General features: G+C 75.0%; 1 pseudogene. It reads right to left on the bottom strand.

The features are described from left to right. Positions 1–232: pseudogene (gene uvrC / locus ACQG3P_RS24915) on the bottom strand (excinuclease ABC subunit UvrC); the annotation flags it as partial.

Genomic DNA, 232 nt, shown 5'->3' with positions numbered 1-232 from the left:
TCGATCACGCGGGCATCGCGAATCTCGCCGCCCACCAGGATCTCGCGCGGCGGGCAAAGTTCGGCGGAGTACTGCCACACGACCGCGCCGAGCACTTCGTCCGCGCATTCCCCGCCCTTGGTGCGCGGGAAGAACGGCCGCGCGCCCCGGTCGCGGCCATCGCGGCACGCCAGCAGCAACCCGCAGGCGCTGGCGCCCTGCGGGGCGCAGGCCAGCACGTCCCGGTCGGCCG

It is taken from the genome of Stenotrophomonas sp. SrG (genome assembly GCF_050031795.1).
Classification (GTDB): domain Bacteria; phylum Pseudomonadota; class Gammaproteobacteria; order Xanthomonadales; family Xanthomonadaceae; genus Stenotrophomonas; species Stenotrophomonas rhizophila_A.
The sequence above is the reverse complement of the archived record's forward strand: the minus strand, read 5'-3'. Positions and strand labels throughout refer to the sequence as shown.